This is a genomic window from Acinetobacter sp. S-1 (genome assembly GCF_059579785.1).
The window spans coordinates 512,496-525,993 of record NZ_CM184207.1; the positions used below are offsets into that span (position 1 = coordinate 512,496).

At 38.4% G+C, this 13,498-nt stretch carries 17 protein-coding genes; 4 read left to right on the forward strand and 13 right to left on the reverse strand.

The window, feature by feature from the left end:
* Positions 1 to 6 precede the first annotated feature (6 nt).
* The gene (locus tag AC52J8_RS02535; RefSeq protein WP_086400384.1) at positions 7 to 1,947 is read left to right on the forward strand and encodes an acetyl/propionyl/methylcrotonyl-CoA carboxylase subunit alpha; all 1,941 of its coding nucleotides are present in this window, start codon (positions 7 to 9) and stop codon (positions 1,945 to 1,947) included.
* 52 nt (positions 1,948 to 1,999) lie between these two features.
* Here the strand turns inward: AC52J8_RS02535 and AC52J8_RS02540 are convergent, their stop codons facing one another.
* The 9 genes from AC52J8_RS02540 to rplM form a co-directional block, all read right to left on the reverse strand.
* Complete coding sequence (locus tag AC52J8_RS02540) at positions 2,000 to 2,419, reverse strand: roadblock/LC7 domain-containing protein (protein WP_004796294.1); 420 nt, start codon at positions 2,417 to 2,419, stop codon at positions 2,000 to 2,002.
* On the reverse strand, positions 2,412 to 2,972 hold the full coding sequence (locus tag AC52J8_RS02545; RefSeq protein ID WP_086400385.1) for a GTP-binding protein: 561 nt from the start codon (positions 2,970 to 2,972) through the stop codon (positions 2,412 to 2,414). Before AC52J8_RS02545 ends, AC52J8_RS02540 begins: the two co-directional genes overlap by 8 nt.
* 8 nt (positions 2,973 to 2,980) lie before the next feature.
* Positions 2,981 to 3,946, reverse strand: coding sequence for a hypothetical protein (locus tag AC52J8_RS02550; RefSeq protein ID WP_086400386.1), 966 nt, complete (start codon positions 3,944 to 3,946; stop codon positions 2,981 to 2,983).
* Between the two features lie 83 nt (positions 3,947 to 4,029).
* The gene (locus tag AC52J8_RS02555) at positions 4,030 to 4,389 is read right to left on the reverse strand and encodes a roadblock/LC7 domain-containing protein (RefSeq protein WP_003656109.1); all 360 of its coding nucleotides are present in this window, start codon (positions 4,387 to 4,389) and stop codon (positions 4,030 to 4,032) included.
* A 340-nt stretch (positions 4,390 to 4,729) separates the two neighbouring features.
* Entirely contained in the window at positions 4,730 to 5,386 is a 657-nt protein-coding gene (locus AC52J8_RS02560; RefSeq protein WP_005065252.1) for a hypothetical protein, read from the reverse strand.
* A gap of 17 nt (positions 5,387 to 5,403) precedes the next feature.
* Positions 5,404 to 5,838, reverse strand: coding sequence for a ClpXP protease specificity-enhancing factor (locus AC52J8_RS02565; protein ID WP_005804921.1), 435 nt, complete (start codon positions 5,836 to 5,838; stop codon positions 5,404 to 5,406).
* A 6-nt stretch (positions 5,839 to 5,844) separates the two neighbouring features.
* On the reverse strand, positions 5,845 to 6,498 hold the full coding sequence (locus AC52J8_RS02570; RefSeq protein WP_005065247.1) for a glutathione S-transferase N-terminal domain-containing protein: 654 nt from the start codon (positions 6,496 to 6,498) through the stop codon (positions 5,845 to 5,847).
* Positions 6,499 to 6,672: 174 nt separating this feature from the next.
* Positions 6,673 to 7,059 (reverse strand): 30S ribosomal protein S9, encoded by a 387-nt coding sequence (rpsI, locus tag AC52J8_RS02575; RefSeq protein ID WP_002048725.1) that lies wholly within the window; start codon positions 7,057 to 7,059, stop codon positions 6,673 to 6,675.
* Positions 7,060 to 7,071: 12 nt separating this feature from the next.
* On the reverse strand, positions 7,072 to 7,500 hold the full coding sequence (rplM, locus tag AC52J8_RS02580; protein ID WP_002117832.1) for a 50S ribosomal protein L13: 429 nt from the start codon (positions 7,498 to 7,500) through the stop codon (positions 7,072 to 7,074).
* 173 nt (positions 7,501 to 7,673) lie between these two features.
* Between rplM and pdxA the strand changes: the two genes are divergently transcribed.
* The 3 genes from pdxA to AC52J8_RS02595 are packed head-to-tail and all read left to right on the forward strand — an operon-like array spanning position 7,674 to position 10,336.
* Positions 7,674 to 8,657 carry a 4-hydroxythreonine-4-phosphate dehydrogenase PdxA gene (gene pdxA, locus AC52J8_RS02585; protein WP_086400387.1) on the forward strand — a complete coding sequence of 328 codons (984 nt, stop codon included), beginning with the start codon at positions 7,674 to 7,676 and terminating at the stop codon, positions 8,655 to 8,657.
* A 23-nt stretch (positions 8,658 to 8,680) separates the two neighbouring features.
* Positions 8,681 to 9,493 (forward strand): 16S rRNA (adenine(1518)-N(6)/adenine(1519)-N(6))-dimethyltransferase RsmA, encoded by an 813-nt coding sequence (gene rsmA, locus AC52J8_RS02590; protein WP_086400388.1) that lies wholly within the window; start codon positions 8,681 to 8,683, stop codon positions 9,491 to 9,493.
* On the forward strand, positions 9,494 to 10,336 hold the full coding sequence (locus tag AC52J8_RS02595) for a symmetrical bis(5'-nucleosyl)-tetraphosphatase (protein ID WP_086400389.1): 843 nt from the start codon (positions 9,494 to 9,496) through the stop codon (positions 10,334 to 10,336).
* Between the two features lie 90 nt (positions 10,337 to 10,426).
* On the opposite strand, the gene AC52J8_RS02600 is transcribed toward AC52J8_RS02595, so the two are convergent.
* The 4 genes from AC52J8_RS02600 to hflX form a co-directional block, all read right to left on the reverse strand.
* A complete protein-coding gene (locus tag AC52J8_RS02600; protein ID WP_032053203.1) occupies positions 10,427 to 10,870 on the reverse strand; it encodes a DUF2147 domain-containing protein in 444 nt (147 codons plus the stop codon).
* An 82-nt stretch (positions 10,871 to 10,952) separates the two neighbouring features.
* On the reverse strand, positions 10,953 to 11,627 hold the full coding sequence (locus tag AC52J8_RS02605) for an LrgB family protein (protein ID WP_005804924.1): 675 nt from the start codon (positions 11,625 to 11,627) through the stop codon (positions 10,953 to 10,955).
* Between the two features lie 10 nt (positions 11,628 to 11,637).
* Positions 11,638 to 12,009 (reverse strand): hypothetical protein, encoded by a 372-nt coding sequence (locus tag AC52J8_RS02610; RefSeq protein WP_002117849.1) that lies wholly within the window; start codon positions 12,007 to 12,009, stop codon positions 11,638 to 11,640.
* Between the two features lie 33 nt (positions 12,010 to 12,042).
* Positions 12,043 to 13,386 (reverse strand): ribosome rescue GTPase HflX, encoded by a 1,344-nt coding sequence (hflX, locus tag AC52J8_RS02615; protein ID WP_005065235.1) that lies wholly within the window; start codon positions 13,384 to 13,386, stop codon positions 12,043 to 12,045.
* Between the last annotated feature and the right edge of the window lie 112 nt (positions 13,387 to 13,498).

Here is a 13,498-nt window from a genome sequence, read left to right on the forward strand (position 1 = left end):
AAAATAATGAAATTTTCAAAAGTACTGATTGCCAATCGTGGTGAAATTGCAGTTCGAGTCATGCAAACTGCTAAGGCAATGGGCTATCAAACTGTCGCAGTTTATTCCGATGCAGACCGTCATGCTCGCCATGTGCAAGAGGCCGATGAAGCTGTCTATATTGGTGCTTCAAAAGTATCTGAGTCATATCTTTCAATTACCAAGATAATAGATGCATGCAAAAAGACAGGTGCTGATGCAGTTCACCCTGGCTATGGTTTTTTGTCAGAAAATACTGATTTTGCTCAGGCATGTATCGACAACCAGATTACATTTATTGGGCCTACTGCTTCTGCAATTGAGTTAATGGGCAGTAAACGCCTCTCAAAAATTGCCATGATTGAAGCAGGTGTCCCTTGTGTACCGGGTTACGAAGGCGATCGTCAAGATCTTGAATATTTAGCAGATCAAGCTGAGCAGATTGGCTTTCCAATTATGGTAAAAGCTTCTGCGGGTGGCGGCGGTCGTGGCATGCGTTTGGTACAACAAGCAACTGAATTGATTGAGGCATTACAAACAGCACGTTCAGAAGCTGAAAATGCCTTTGGTTCAGGCGAGCTTATTTTAGAAAAAGCTGTCATTGCTCCGCGCCATGTCGAAATTCAGATTTTTGGCGATACACACGGCAATTATGTTTATTTGTTTGAGCGTGATTGTTCAATCCAGCGCCGTCACCAAAAGGTCGTTGAAGAGGCGCCGTGTCCGGTCATGACACCTGAACTACGTCTGCAAATGGGTGAGGCAGCTGTGGCAGCGGCAAAAGCATGTGCTTATGTCGGTGCGGGAACGGTTGAGTTTTTACTTGATGCATCGGGTGCATTTTATTTTTTGGAAATGAATACCCGCTTACAGGTAGAACATCCTGTGACTGAGCTTATTACAGGATTGGACTTGGTTGAATGGCAGTTGCGTGTTGCCAATGGTGAGCATTTACCACTGCAACAACATGAATTGACTTTAAACGGACATGCTATTGAAGTACGTTTGTATGCAGAAGATCCACGGCAAGATTTCTTACCACAAACAGGACAAGTTCTGCGTTGGCAGCCAGCAACTTTGCCAAATGTACGAATAGATCATGGCATATTAGCAACTGATGAGGTTAGCCCTTTCTATGATCCAATGGTGGCGAAGGTGATCGCATATGGGAAAACCCGTGAGGATGCGATTCGCTTACTGGCTCGTGCCGTAGATGACTGTGTTTTACTTGGAGTGAACAGTAATAAGCAGTTCTTGGTCAATTTACTACGCCATCCAGTTGTGGTGGCTGGTGATACCAATACAGCATTTATTCAGCAGCATTTTCAAGATGATGGCAGTCTAGATAAGCAGATTCTATCTTTAGAAACCTTAGCGATTGCTGCGGCATTATTTAGCCAAAGCAAAGGAACTGTGGCATGGCAAACGGGTCTTGGTGTGTCATTACCTTTGAAGTTGAAATGTGATGATCAGAGTATCCAATTACAGCTCTCATCCGAGAACAATACCTTTAAGGTACAGCTCTGTGATCAATCAGTTTGTATGGAAGTGCTTGAGAGAACACCAGAGCAACTGATTTATTTAATTGATGGTGTACGTCGCCGTGTGCAATATGTATTAAATGATGATCAGCTTTATCTAGATCGGGATAATGGCAATGTTGCAATTCGCAACGTAACTTATGCTGCCCCAGAAATAGCTGATGTGGCGGGTGATGGCAATATTCGTGCGCCGATGGATGGCGCTGTGGTAAATATTTTGGTTAATAAAGGCGATCAAGTCGTGAAAGGTCAAACTTTATTAGTGCTTGAGGCTATGAAAATCCAGCAACAGATTAAATCTGATGTGGATGGTGTAGTTGAAGATGTGTTAGGTCAGCAAGGACAGCAAGTAAAAAAACGGCAAATGTTATTTAGTATTCAAATTTAATTAAAAAACCGCTCTATTTGAGCGGTTTTTATTTTCGATCAAAAGTCTTGATTTATTCTCCATCAGCCTCTGCAATCAACTGACTTGCTTTTTTTAGGCTATACAAGAGTTGTCCTAAAAGTACCTCTTTATTGCTGAGCGTGACCATAACCATCGGGTGATGAGTTGCTGGAATAGCCGTCAGAATAGCCTTACCATTATCTGCATCTAAAGTAATGTTGTTACAGCCAGTGAGCTGAATCTCTTTTAAAAAAGCAGTGACCATTGCCAAAATTGAGCTACTCACCGCCGCTAATTTGGTGGTGTTATGGTAGTTTTTATGACTTACTGTCGCTAATTCAAAACCATCAGAAGAGCAAATCATGACAAAATCAACACCACGCGTATTCATCAAAATATTATGAGCTTCAGTTTTTGCTAGCTGTAGCAATTGTGTCGGGGCGGTGCGTTTCTGAGTTGGAATACTAAGCATGATCATTCCCTTGAGATGTTAAACCTACTTTGATTTCAAGTGATGCAATTAATGATTCAACCATCATTAAAATTTGTTCTTGCTCGCGTGCATCAATAAAAAACAATGGATATGACAGTCCGTTTTCTTTTATCCAATGACGATATTGTTGAAGTGACGATTCTTTATTTTCATCAACATGAGTAATACCAATCGCAATATTATCGTTATAATTTTTAAAAGTTTCTAAGTAGCTTTCTAGCTCGTCAATCGGATTAGGACTATTGTGATCTAATAATAAAATAACGCCGATTGCACCTTCACAAATGACCGACCATATAAAATCAAAACGGTTTTGTCCTGGGGTACCATAGAGTCCGATTTTGATTCCATCATCTAAAGTAATTTCACCATAATCAATGCCTACAGTGGTCTGGGTTTTCTGGTGGCTTTGTACATCAGTGTTGAATGCTTCTGTTTCCAGAATTGGAATTTCAGATAGCGATTTAATCGCTTCTGTTTTTCCTGCCCCCATGCTACCTGCAAAGACAATTTTATATTGCTGTATAATCATAACTTCCCTTAAAGACCAAATCGCCGTCTAATTTTCCCTATAAAATTTTTAAAAAAATGATTCTCTGTATTTGAATTCTCTAAGTACGAATTTGGCGTGTAAGTGCATTTGCTTGCAGAAATAAATTTTCCATTATTTGCCATTAAGCAAGCTGTAACGAAGCGTAAGACATCATCAATTGATAAGTTAAGCTGGTTAGCCACATCAGTAATTTTAGCTCCCTGTATAAAGCATGCAGAGAGTTGTAGGCTCACTTTTCTATATTCTTTTTGATAGGGCTGTGGCCAATGATCAATTTTAAAATAGCTATCCTTCGAGGCTAGATTTTCAAAATTGTTTGAATTCCAAATCAGATTCCATAGCCAGTCCTGTAAATAATAATCTTTTTTACGCGAAACCTTAGTGAAGTCTGAAGTATTAGCAAAAGTAAAATCAAAGCTTTGATTGGTTTGCGTATGTTGGCGTGATGGCTCTAACCAAGCGATTTGAGTTCTATTATCAATAATGGCTAGAGTACCTTTATCATCAAAAATATGTAGTCTGGCATTTTCTGGACTGTGTAAATTCCTTATAAACTTATCATCAATCAACAGTGGCTCATTTGATAAATCTGAAACTACAGCAGTATTTTTTTTGTTCAAATACAATAATAAGTTTATTTCTATCCAGTTAAGTAAAGACTCTACTTTTTCTAGTGGCAGATGCAGGGTGTGTTCATCAACTTGATATCCATTTTTTGAGGGAGTTTTACTAATTTTTAAATAAGGACATTTTTTCTTTTGAAGAATATTTTGAATACTATCTGAATCAAAAAAGTTTTCGTTAATTAATAATAGATCAATATGAATATTAGAAATATTAACCCAATTAATATCATACTGATTAGATATTAAGTTTCTAATTAAAGTTTTTAATTCATCCGAAACTTTTAAGCTTAAACCAGAGGTTGCAATATTTATGCAATGCCTATCCATAGTATCACATTAAATTTTATTGAATAAGAGAGGGGTTTTAATGTGCTCTTTATAATAGGTATAAAAAGCACATCTTAGATTAATTAGCTAAAGTCTAACTCTTTTTCAAATGACTTTAACTCGTGGCGAGCCATTGCTAAATTTGACTTACTTCGGTCAAGGACTAAGTAAAGGAATAAATTATTATTACTTTCTAGAGGTCTAATTAAATGGTAAGCCTTACCTAATGTAATTAAGATGTCTTCAATATTGTCATTTAATTTTAAAGCATTGGCGATGTTTCGTTTTGCGCGGATTACTTCTGTATTGCCGGCAGCCGCCAATTCTAAATCAATTTCCCCACCACCTTGAGTTGCAAGTGATAAACCACTTTCTGAATCAACAAGTGCAGATGCAATAAAACCATCAATTTCAGTTAAGCTATCTAAAGAAAGTTTAGCCATGTTTTTATCTCTCAGGATTCTAAAATTATATTTACTACTTTTTCCTAAAAGTAGTTGAAATTCATTATATTTCTGCTTAATTTGAAGTCAATAAATCAAAGAAATAGAGAAATTGTTATTTTGGGAAATAAGTGACAGAAAATGTCAGATTATAAAAAATATTATAAGATTATTTTTACATTATACTTTTAATATTGTGCTGAGTTTTACATTATATATTTTAAAATCTGAATAAAACAATTGTAATAGAATGTTAATAAAATATTGAAAAATAAAATATTCTAATTTTAATCATAAAAAGGGGAATAATGAACTCCCCTTTTTTTATATAAAAATTAAATTAAACGAGCTGTGTATAAATACAGTAGAGATAGCCCAAAATTGCTAAAGCAACTACAGGGGCAACAATCTTTGACCATGTAGGTACAGAAATTTCAGCAGCTTGTTCTTCAATATGCACGTCATCATGATGAGGTTGGGCTTGGTGAACCATTTGGTTGAACTCCTTCATTGTTGTATCCAATGATAGCTCTTCTTGTTCCACAGGTTTAGAACCAATTAATTCATTTAGGTGGTTTGTTGACCAAACCCAATCTTCAGCTTGACCTGATAAATGTTCAATCTGACCTAAAATTAATTCTTTTAAGCCATTATGCCCAAAACCACCTGTTTCATCGAGCTGATTAAGTTCTGCTAACTGCAAAGTTAAAATTTCAGAAATACTCTGTTCTAGTTCTGAATTTTTTAAAGTCGACTGATTATGTTTAGAAGTCGTTAAATGACGAGCAACTTCTTGAATATAAAGTGGATCTGAGGTTTTGATTTCTTGATAAATCTTATTATCATTCTGACGCCATAAACTAATCAGTTTTCCAAGCGTAAGAATATTCACCTCATCAATCAGTTTATTTTTTTCATTAACTGGATATTGATTTAAAAGCTGAGGCTTTTGAATTTTTATCTGCTCAGCAAAGTATTGGACTAAATCAAATGCCATGCTTTCTTCCTCTAAATTTAATCTAAAATTCTTAACGATGGTTTTTTCTTAGTCGATGTTGTTTCAGTTGCTTCTTGTACTTCTGACTCTACTGTATTTTCTACAGGTGTTACATTGGCATATTCTTCAGGATCAAAGAATAAACCTTGTCCATTTTCTCGTGCATAAATCCCTAAAACTGCTTGAATAGGAACATAAATGTCTTTTGATGCTCCGCCAAAACGAGCTGAAAAAGTAATAGCTTCATTGGTAATAAGCAATTGATGAACTGCATGGGGCACAATATTTAGAACAATTTGCCCATCTTTAACAAATTGTTGCGGAACGTCGGTATACGGTTGTGTCGCATCAACTAATAGATAAGGAGTAAGCTGGTTATCACAAATCCATTCATAGATTGCACGAGCAAGATAAGGACGTGTAGGGGTTAAATCAATAGTTTGCTCAGACATATCACGCTATTCCATATTTAATAGTTCATTGTAACGGTTTTTCTCTTGAGGCGTCATTGATTTAGCAAAAGAAGGCCGTTCAAAGATACGTTTACAGTACAAAAATATAGGTCGACAGTGCTGTTTTGGTAAATCAATTCCCATGCTATTTAATCTTAAAAAGATAGGGGCAAGCATGCAGTCTAAGATTGTAAAATTCTCAGACATGAAATACGGAAAATGCTGAAATAGGGGAGTAAGTGAAATTAATGTTTCACGTAGTTCTTTTTGAGCTTTTTGCTTTTGTTCGACATTTAGTGAGTCAGCATGTTTTAACATGTGATCTGCTAACTTAAACCAGTCGTTTTCAAGTCTCCAGATATACTGACGCTGTTCCGCACGCATCATAGGTGCATCAGCATAAAGCTTACTTTGACGATAACGATCATCTAAATATTCAGCGATGATAGGCGCTGAAAATAATTTAAGATTTTGTTCGACCAACATCGGTAATTGGTTGTAAGGATTTAAGCTGGCTAAATCTTCGTCTTCATGGTCAGTTATGATCAATTGATATTTGATTTGTTTTTCTGCTAATAAGAAACGAATCCAGTGAGAACGGAAATCATCAGCATGACTGTAAAGGGTAATCCCCTGAATAGAGGTGTTTTCGACCGACATATCACAAGACGACGTGGTTGAGTGAATCGATTAGGATACTAAAAATGCTCTAGGAAATCACGGTTCTAAAGAGATAGTTTGTTTATATTTATAAGTTTGCATTTTGTGGCTCTATTTTCATAATAAAAAAGCCTTGGAAAAATCCAAGGCTTTTTGTCCAACTCGATAAACGAATTAACGTTTAGAGAATTGAGGACGCTTACGAGCTTTACGTAAACCAAGTTTCTTACGTTCAACTTCACGAGCATCACGAGTAACGAAACCAGCTTGACGTAGAACAGGTTTTAAAGTTTCGTCAGCAGCGATAAGCGCACGAGTAATACCGTGACGGATCGCGCCAGCTTGACCACCGATACCACCACCTTTAACAGTGATGTAAAGGTCAAACTTTTCAGTAACTTCTAAAAGTTCTAAAGGTTGACGAACAACCATACGAGCAGTTTCACGACCGAAATATTGCTCTAAAGTACGGTTGTTAATAACGAGTTTACCTGTACCAGCTGACAAGAAAACACGTGCAGTTGCGGTCTTACGGCGACCTGTACCATAATTAGTAGCCATGTGCTGTATCCCTTAGATGTCCAAAACTTGTGGCTGTTGAGCAGCATGCGGATGCTCAGTACCAGCGTACACTTTCATTTTTTTGATCATTGCATAACCAAGAGGACCTTTTGGTAACATGCCTTTAACCGCTTTTTCAAGAACAGCTTCAGGTTTGTGAGCAATTAACTTCTCGAAGTTAGTCTCACGGATACCACCAGGGAAACCAGTATGGCGATAATATTTCTTATCAAGTGATTTTTTACCAGTCACTTGAACTTGTTCAGCATTAATCACAACGATGTAATCGCCAGTGTCAACGTGAGGAGTATAAGAAGTTTTGTGCTTACCGCGTAAACGACGAGCGATTTCAGTCGCAAGGCGACCTAAAGTTTTGCCAGAAGCATCAACAACATACCAGTCATGTTGAACTTCAGCTGGCTTAGCGCTGAGAGTTTTCATTAAACCACTACCTATTATAGTTGGTTTGGACTATGGAATCTGTCCAAACAAAAGGAGCGAGCATTCTAAACGAGTTTGTCCAAACTCACAAGAAAAATCCAGTTTAAGCCATATAATTTAATCCATAAACTGATAAATGTTAGATATGTTAAAATCAAACAAATTCTTGTTATGTGTCTGGAGTGATTGTGCTGCCATTATATGTCACTTCCGGTGAGCCGGCTGGTATTGGTCCAGATATTTGTTTGAGCTTGGCTAAGCGGGTTGATGAACGCCCTGTTGTTATCTTGGGTGACCGAGACTTATTAGAGCAACGTGCCCAAAAACTTGGGATCGATATTCAATTTATAGAATATACCGGACAGCCTGAGTCATCATCTCTGAATGAACTCTATATAGAACATGTGCCTTTAGAAGCAGCTGTTATTGATGGTCAATTAAACCCAGCTAATGCAGCCTACGTATTAGAACAACTGCGTCGTTCAGCAGATTATGCAATGTCAGCTAAAAGTGTGGGAGTAGCCACGGCACCCGTGCAAAAATCGGTTATTAATGATGCTGGTATTTTGTTTAGTGGTCACACTGAATACTATCAAGAGTTTGCAGGTGTAGAGCGTGTCGTAATGATGCTTGCAACCAAAACCTTGCGTGTCGCCTTAGCAACTACACATTTACCCTTAAGAGATGTAGCGGATGCAATTACCAAAGAGCGATTGCATCAGGTCATTGATATTTTACTGCATGACTTAAAAACTAAATTTAAGATTACAGACCCACGTGTACTCGTGTGTGGTTTAAATCCTCATGCAGGTGAAGATGGTTATTTGGGCCGTGAAGAGATTGAAACCATTAATCCAGTACTCGAAAGTTATCGAGCGCAAGGGTTTAAAATGAGTTTAAGCTTGCCGGCAGATACCTTGTTTACTCCAGAACATCTTAAAAATGCAGATGCTGTACTTGCCATGTACCATGATCAAGGTTTACCTGTGTTAAAATCACAAGGGTTTGGTGAAGCCATCAATATTACATTGGGTTTGCCTTTCATTCGAACTTCGGTTGACCATGGCACTGCGTTGTCTTTGGCTGGGACTGGTTTGGCAAAAAGCTCAAGTTTAAATGTCGCTGTTGATTTAGCTTTATCTTTAGCAGCGAGCTAAATTTTTCATGTTGGAAATGTTCTATGTATCAAATTAATGCCCTAAACCCGAAAGATGAAGGGCATAAAGCTCGTAAACGTTTTGGTCAAAACTTCTTACATGATCAACGAGTCATTGCCAAAATTGTGCGCTCTGTAAGTCCGCGTACAGGCGACAATATTGTCGAGATTGGACCTGGTTTAGCTGCCTTAACATCTCCTTTAATTGGGGAATGTGATGAATTAACAGTAGTGGAGCTAGATCGTGACTTAGCTGCTGGGCTACCAGAACGTGTTCCACATCCTGAACGTTTGACGATTATAGAAGCTGACGCATTAAAATATGACTTTAGCGAACTGGTAAAAGATGGCCGACCATTACGTGTAGTCGGTAACTTACCTTATAACATTTCAACCCCATTACTTTTTCATCTCTTGGAATTTGGCAGCAAAGTTAAAGATATGCACTTTATGCTCCAAAAAGAGGTGGTTGACCGTATTACTGCTGAACCGAATACAAAAGAATATGGACGCTTGTCGGTAATGATTCAGTATTACTGTCAACCAACATTTTTATTTGAAGTGCCAGCTGGTGCATTTAACCCGCCACCTAAAGTAACGAGTGCTGTTTTCCGCCTTGTTCCTTATGATCAAAAGCCAATTACAGCAAAAGATGAAAAAGCTTTAGCTCGACTGGTTGCCCATGTATTTACTCAGCGCCGCAAAACATTAAGAAACAGTCTTAAAGGTATGATTGCAGAAGATGGCTTTGAAAAAGCTGGTGTTGATCCAATGGCTCGTCCAGAGACCTTAACACTTGCCCAATTTGTTGCTTTAGCCGATCAAATGGTGGCGTAAATGACTAAGCGTTTTAACTATGTTATTGGCGATGTGCAGGGGTGCTTTGAAGCTCTAAAAGCCTTACTTAAAGAAATACGTTTTGATCCAGATCAAGACTTTTTATGGTTTGCTGGTGATTTAGTCGCGCGTGGTGAAAACTCGGTAGGGGCATTACGTTTTATTAAAAAGCTTGCTGATCGTGGGGCTGCTGCAACTGTACTTGGAAATCATGACCTGACTTTAATTGCAGGTGCACGTGGTTTAAAAGAGATTAAAGCAAAAGATCGTACTCAAGACGTTATTGATGCGATTGATGGTGATGAGTTAATCGATTGGTTACGTAAACAGCCATTATGTTTATTGCCAAACGAGCACACCATCCTTACTCATGCAGGTATTCCTTGCATTTGGGATGCACAAAAAACTGCTAAGCTGGCAAAAGAAGTTGAGGCGGTACTGTCACATCAAGATTTATCTGTCTTGGATGCTTTTTTAGCAGAAATGTATGGTTCTAAACCAGATTTGTGGGAAGATAACCTAACTGGTTCAGCGCGTTTACGTTGTATTACCAATTATTTGACTCGCATGCGTTTAACCAACGCAGAAGGGGCTTTAGAGTTTACTTTTAAAGATGCTCTAGATGCGCCAATGCCAGAAGGCTATCTACCTTGGTTTGAATTTCCAAGCAAAGCTGCTCAGACTCATCAGATTATTTTTGGTCATTGGGCTGCGCTAGAAGGTAGAACTATTAATGAGCAGATCCAGAATATTGATGGCGGCTGTGTATGGGGACGAAAGTTAATGGCTTATCGCCTTGAAGACAAAGAAATCTTTGCTGTCGAAAATCCTGTACAAGTATAGGAAAAGCCATGCTTTTCACGAGCGCAAGACGAGAGTTGTGCCCGTGTGAAAGTAAAAAAGCCGCATAAGCGGCTTTTTTATTGGGAACTCTTATTCTACTCGAATCCAGATTTGATTACGCCCTAAAGCTGAAACTCCGAGATAACCGCGCATATGTAAGCGTTTGCCAGTTGAGCTAAGCTTCGCCTTAAGACCGTAAACTTTGCCAGTATTCGGATCTAAAATTTTACCACCCGTATAGTTAAGTCCATCTACCTGTTTTAAACCAGTTGCGATATCCAGACCTAAAATCGGTTTATTGGTATATGGCACAGGACAATTATCACAAATTTCTTTAGGCGTATAACCTGGGCGTGGCGTTACTTTGATAATTTTCCCGGCATATGTCCCGTTCGCTTCTTTTCGTATTTCTACCTGTGCTTTAGGAGCACCTGTCTTATCATCAATTGTTTGCCAGAGACCTGTAATATCTGCTGCGAATGTAGCAGTATTAATCCCCAATAAGAGCAGAGCTCCAATAAAAATTTTCCCCATAATTAAAAATCCTTTTAACTTTGAAAGGTCATCTTATTTGGAATTGATAGACCGTTCAATGTTTATTTAACCAACTTCTTAATTATGGTGTTCCAAAAGATAACATTAATGTTGGTAGCCAAATTGCAGTAAATACGCCATTCAATGCCATACCAAATGCAGCATAACGACCTGCGACAGGTCCACGTTGCCAAGCTTGAGCTGTTCCAATGGCGTGTGCAGCTAAACCTAAGGCTAAACCTGATGCTCTCTCATCATGAATATGTTTAAGTAAGAATGGTGAGAATGCTGCGCCAATTACCCCAGACAAAATAACAATAAGGGTTACGAGTGTTTCAGGAGCATGTAATAAAGTTGCGATGTTCAGAGCAATTGGAGTAGTTACTGCACGGGTAGCAAATGCAAGAATGGTGGGTTCAGACATATGTAACAAGTAAGCCAGCCCCATAGGTAGAGCAACGGCGCTAATACTTGCAAAAAGTAAAATACCAATGACCGATTTAATTGGAAGATCATCGTAACGCATTGCAGCTAAAGGAATGGCTAAGGCTACAGTGACATAACCTAATAGATGGCCAAATAAGTCATTCACATAAAGACGATACTGCTCATATGGCACATGCAAAACTGAAAGTAAGCCAATTACAATGAACATGCCGAAAACTAAAAGTGGAACTTGCGGGAAACGTCGGTTTAAAGGCTTTGCACACAGATAACCAATGAGTGTGATCAAAAATCCGTAGAAAATCGTAAACATTTTATTCTCCTTATAACCAACGTTTTGCCATTTTTGCATAGACCCACAAAGGTATAAGGGTACTGACCACTAAAACAAAAAGAAATAATGGAATTTCTTTACCCATATGTACGAGCATAATTAATGAACCTGCACAGATAGGTAAAAACGCGAATCCACTTTCTTTCATGATTTTATTATTGGTATCTACTATTCGAAGTGGAATTTTTTTAAACTTTCTCCAAATCAGTAAAATAATAAGTAAGCTGATTAAACCGACCAGATTACCTAATTCTGGATGACCAAAAGCACGCATGACAACGACAGAGCCTTCACGAAAACCAATAATGAGTAGTAATGTAATTACCCATGCTGTCCAGTCTATACTTTTGATCTTATCCATATTTTTTATCTCTAAAAGTTTACTTATCAAGTTTTAACTGATATCGCCCTTGATTTCAAACTCTTCCAAGGGGCGCTTAAATTGTCTTGCGTGTTCTCCTAAGATTTCATCCAATGGAAGCTTTGCTTGGCGAATCAGCTTTTCTAACTTATGTGGCGCAATCTTCACATCAATATGTAATAAGCCTGCATCATCATAATGTTCAGACTCAATAACATTTAAGGCATAAAGTTGAGTACGTAATTTGCCATAAGCAGGCTTAAGCACGAGTGAAAACTTTTGAATTTGGCCCATTAAGCATTCTTGTACTGCTTTTTGGAGCAACTCTAGACCTTGACCAGAATGAGCTGAAACATAAACTCGATCTGGGACGTGTGGCTCAGCATAAATAATTTTGGCCTCTTCACCACTTAGATCAATTTTGTTGTACACCCGAAGTACGGGAGCATCAGCACCAATGTCTTTTAATACGCCTTCAACCGCTTCAATTTGGTCAAGCATGTCATGGCTACTACTATCAATAACATGTAGTAAAAGGGTCGCTTCTAGCGTTTCTTCAAGTGTTGCTTTAAATGATTCAACCAAATCATGCTGTAAGTTTCGTACAAAACCTACTGTATCTGCTAGCACAACAGTACCGATACCATCCCAGTCTAAACGGCGTAGGGTTGGATCGAGTGTTGCAAATAGTTGATCAGCTGCGTAGACATCACTATTAGCTAAAATATTAAATAAAGTCGATTTACCAGCGTTGGTATAACCTACTAATGAAACCGTTGGAATAGCTGCTTTTTGTCTTGCTGCACGCCCTTGCATACGAGTCTGTTGTACTTTGTCTAATTTATCTTTTAATTGGGTAATACGAACACGAATGAGACGGCGATCTGTCTCTAGTTGTGTTTCACCGGGACCACGTAAGCCGATACCACCTTTTTGTTGTTCAAAGTCGGCAGACCAACCACGAATAAGACGAGTAGATAAATGTTTAAGCTGAGCAAGTTCGACTTGTAACTTACCTTCATGCGTACGGGCACGCAGCGCAAAAATATCTAAAATTAAGCCTGTGCGGTCAATAACTCGGCATTTTAATATTCTTTCTAAATTTCGTTCTTGAGCAGGTGATAACGCATGGTCAAAGATAACCAGACTCGCTTCTAGCTCCTGAACTTGCTCTGCAATTTCTTCGACTTTTCCGGAGCCAATAAAAAATTTAGGATTAGGCTTATTACGCTGAACCTTAATATGTTCAAGGATATCTGCACCAGCAGACTGTGCAAGTAGAGCAAACTCTTCGGCATCCAGATCATCTAATAATTGTACAGAAACACTCACTAAGATTGTGCGTTCACCGCCTTGATGCCGATCAACATATTCCACGTGGCTATAAATCCTGAAAATGGGAAAACTTTATTCTAGAGGAAACTTAAGCAAAAGGGGAAAGCGTTTGTTCTTATCCTTTAGATTAGTTATATGAGATTAGTCTAGTGTT